Origin of the sequence: Bradyrhizobium altum (assembly GCF_020889705.1) — a bacterium.
Taxonomy (GTDB): domain Bacteria; phylum Pseudomonadota; class Alphaproteobacteria; order Rhizobiales; family Xanthobacteraceae; genus Bradyrhizobium; species Bradyrhizobium altum.
In genome coordinates, this window is the sequence record NZ_JACMYP010000443.1 from 1 (window position 1) to 3,998 (window position 3,998).

3 protein-coding genes are annotated in these 3,998 nt (G+C 57.3%); all 3 read left to right on the forward strand.

Annotated elements, in window-relative coordinates; all coding sequences use genetic code 11:
* Positions 1-440 (forward strand): DUF7662 domain-containing protein (locus H8B02_RS45855; protein ID WP_229172300.1); only part of this gene is annotated, 440 nt, incomplete at its 5' end.
* Complete coding sequence (locus H8B02_RS45860) at positions 437-1,309, forward strand: hypothetical protein (protein WP_229172301.1); 873 nt, start codon at positions 437-439, stop codon at positions 1,307-1,309. The genes H8B02_RS45855 and H8B02_RS45860, both read left to right, overlap by 4 nt.
* Positions 1,310-1,473: 164 nt before the next feature.
* On the forward strand, positions 1,474-3,768 hold the full coding sequence (locus H8B02_RS45865) for an AAA family ATPase (protein ID WP_376711792.1): 2,295 nt from the start codon (positions 1,474-1,476) through the stop codon (positions 3,766-3,768).
* Positions 3,769-3,998: the final 230 nt, after the last annotated feature.

The following is a 3,998-nucleotide window of genomic DNA, read 5'->3' on the forward strand; positions in this document are numbered from 1 at the left end:
TAGACGCCAATGCAAAGACGGCTTTCACGGGCGCCATTTTCTCGCGCGATCAGAAGCTGCAACTGTTTGAACGCCCGGGGGCTACCGAGAATCGATTGTATAAGGCCCCGATGATTCGCGCGGCCTTGAAAATTCTTGCGGGTGATGATCAATTCACCTTGGGGGTGAATATGTCCGAGAAACATTACAAATACGATCCTTTGAAACGCTGGCTGCAACAGCAGCAGTTGCGCCAGGTTGAGCTGACATTCGATGAAATCGCTGATCTGGTAGGCGGTCTCCCGCTCTCAGCCGAAAAGCGCGCTGCTTGGTGGGCCAATGAAACAGATGCCCACCATTCGCAATGCAAGGCGTGGCTGGAAGCTGGGTACCTTGTTCACGCCGATCGAGCAGCCCGCAAAGTAAGCTTTTCAAGAGCTTCCGATCGGAGGGTCCGTTGATCGAATTTCAAAGAGCCGAGCGGCTATCAATAAAGGCCCACCCCGAGCTGAGTGAAAAGTGGGTGCAGGAGCTTATTGCGAACGACCCGTCCATACTTGGTCTTGGCGACCTTGAGCTCAGACAGAAGGAGCGTATCCAACCGCATGCCGGTCGTCTCGACTTACTGCTCCAAGATTCAGAGACGAAGCGTAGATACGAGGTCGAAATCCAACTCGGATCGACTGATGAGACCCATATCATTCGCACCATCGAATATTGGGATATTGAGCGTAAGAGATATCCTCAATACGATCATTGCGCCGTTCTAGTAGCTGAGGACATAACCAGCCGTTTCTTAAACGTAATATCACTGTTCAACGGAACTATTCCATTGATCGCAATCCAAATGCAGGCTCTGCGTGTAGCGGGCACGCTGACGCTTGTATTCACCACCGTTATGGACGAGTTATCTCGTGGGCTCGTGGAAGAGGATGAGGAAGCAGAAGCAATCCCTACCGATCGGCCATACTGGGAAGTGAAGGCATCGAAGCCCATGTTGGTGCTGACTGACAAACTGTTTGAGCTCATCAAGCAATTCGATAGCTCGCTGGAGCTCAAATACAACAAGCATTACATCGGCGTCGGTAGAGACGGAACACCTTTCAACTTCGTGACCTTCCGACCCAAGAAATCGACAATTACTCTGGAAATCAAACTTCCTCGGACCGACGATATTGATGCCAAGATCGAACACGCAGGTCTGGACACGCTCGAATACAATGCCCGATGGAGCTTCTATCGTTTCCGTCTCACGGCTGCTGACGTGAGCGGCAAAGCGGAACTGCTGCGCGAACTGATGAAGCTCGCATTCGAGCGTCGAGCTTCATAATCGAAGAAACTTTGCGAGCCTCGCCCGGCGGCTGAAACCCGCCCGGGTACGTCTGCGACGCGCAATTCATCGGCAGGCCGTGGTTTTACGGGATAGCACCTCTTGCAACTCGTGGTATCTGAGGCGTTTTGCTATTTGTGGTTGGTACTTTATTCTGTGGGGCGATGGCTGTGGTTGAGCGTATTCAGCTGCTGAGAAACGTCGGCAAATTCGATTCCGTCAATGCGGGAGGGCAGCTCCCGTTTTCCAAGATTACCCTCGTGTTCGCCGAAAATGGCCGCGGCAAAACCACGCTCGCTGCCGTTCTCCGATCGCTGGGCGACGGCAACCCGATCCACATCACTGAGCGCAAGCGTCTCACCGCAGCACACGATCCGCATATCGTCGTAAATACCGTGAGCGGGGGGGCCTGCGTGTTCCAAAACGGGGCGTGGTCCGCAACGCTCCCTGAGGTCGCGATCTTTGACGATGCCTTCGTGGCGCAGAATGTGTGCTCCGGCATCGATATCGAATCCGGCCACCGCCAGAATCTGCACGAGCTCATTCTTGGGGCGCAAGGCGTGAGCTTGAACGCGGCCGTGCAAGCACACGCTGCCAAGATCGAGGAACATAATCGCGAGCTCCGCGCGCGCGAGAGTGCGATCCCGGCAGCCGCGCGAGGCAGATTGAGCGTCGACGACTTCTGTGCGCTCAAGGAGGTGCCGAACATCGCCGATGTGATTGCGGAAGCGACGCGCGCGCTCTCCGCTGCGCAATCGTCGGATGCCGTACGACGGCACCAGGATTTTCGCGAGATTGCGCTGCCGACCTTCAACATTGAGGCAATCAGCACCCTTCTGGGACGGAACCTTCCGGACCTGGAGGCTCATGCCGTCGCACAGGTGCAACGACATTTCGCCGCGATCGGCGAAGAAGGCGAACGCTGGGTGAGCGACGGCATGCGTCGCATCGAGAGCGATGGGACGACGGAGGCCTGTCCATTCTGCGCTCAGGACCTTGCGAACTCACCATTGATCGAGCATTACCGGGCATACTTCAGCGAAGGGTATGCACAGCTCAATCGCGACATCGATCGCTCGCTCCACGAGGTCGAACGCGTGCACGCTGGCGACGCCCCAGCGGCATTCGAGCGGGATGTGCTCGGCTGGGAGCAGCGGCGGCAATTTTGGAAGGACTTCACGGCTGTTCCGGAGATCGCCGTCGACACGGCCGCGGTTGCACGGGCATGGAAAGTGGCACGCGACGCTGTGCTCGCGCGGATCCTGAAGAAAAAGTCGGCGCCACTTGAGCGACGGGACCTCTCAGCCGAGACGATTGAGGCCATTGAAGCGTACGATAAGGCGCGCGCGACAGTCGACGCCGCGTCAAACGTGCTCACCGCGATCAACCCACAGATTGAGGTCGTAAAGGAAAAGGCCGCGACGGCGAACGTCGCGACACTCACAGCCGACCTCGAAAGGCTGAAAGCGACCGAATCGCGCCACAGCGCCGCAATTGCGCCGAAGTGCCAAGCCTATCTAGACGAGAAAGCCGCGAAGAAGGCGACGGAAACGCTGCGCGACCAAGCACGCGAAGCACTGGAGCAATACCGTGCCACGGTGTTTCCCGCATACGAGGGGGCAATTAATGCCTACCTGCAGAAATTCGGAGCCGGATTTCGCCTTGGCAGCGTGACCTCCGTCAACAATCGCGGCGGATCCTCCTGCAACTACAATGTTGTCATCGACAACGTGCCGGTGCCACTCACGGGCAACGCAGACGCACCGGCGTTTAGGAACACGTTGAGCGCGGGAGATCGCAACACGCTTGCGCTCGCGTTCTTCTTCGCTTCGCTCGATCGCGACCCGCGAGTCGCGCAGAAGATCGTCGTGATTGACGATCCGATGACGAGCCTGGACGAAAACCGTTCACTCACGACCGTGCAGGAGATTTATCGGCTCACCGGCAAAGTCGCGCAGGTCGTCGTGCTTTCTCACTCGCGTCCGTTCCTTTGCGCTCTGTGGGATAAAGCCGACAGGGTCGGTCGCACCGCGATCAAGGTTATCCGCAACCGTGACGGATCGGACTTGGTTGCGTGGGACGTGAAGCAGGATTCGATCACCGAGCACGACAAGCGACACGCAAGGGTCGTCGCGTACATCGGATCGAACAATGCGGCCGACGAGCGCGAGGTGGCGGCGGCGCTTCGCCCGATTCTCGAATCGTTCATGCGCGTTGCTTACCCCGAGGAATTTCCGCCGGATTCACTGCTCGGTCCTTTCCTCAACAAATGTACGCAGCGCGTCGGTGGTGCAGGTGAAATTCTCAACACCGCCGATATTGCAGAGTTGCAAGACCTGCTCGAATACGCGAACAAGTTCCATCACGACTCAAATCCTGCATGGCAGACCGAGATCATCAACGACCAGCAACTCCATCACTTCTGCCAGCGCACGCTCGCGTTCACCAAGCGCCGGTAAAACAGCACAGCAAAAGTGCAACGGCTTACTTGAGGTCGAGCCAGAAGAGGCAAACACGTCGAGCTTAATGTAGACGCGGAGGGAGAGTCCGTGACATCCATCCCAACGGATGCAGCTAAGCCTTCAAGGCGCCGAAGGGCTCTTGCTCGCGTCCGGCTTTGCCGCAGGCGTCTCACTAGACCGCTCAAATGGTTGGGCGTTCTGGCAACGGCGCTAGGAAAGATGTGGCC

Excerpts from the sequence above, each read along its gene's own strand:
- H8B02_RS45865 (WP_376711792.1), top strand. The coding sequence starts at position 1,474 with ATGGCTGTGGTTGAGCGTATTCAGCTGCTGAGAAACGTCGGCAAATTC.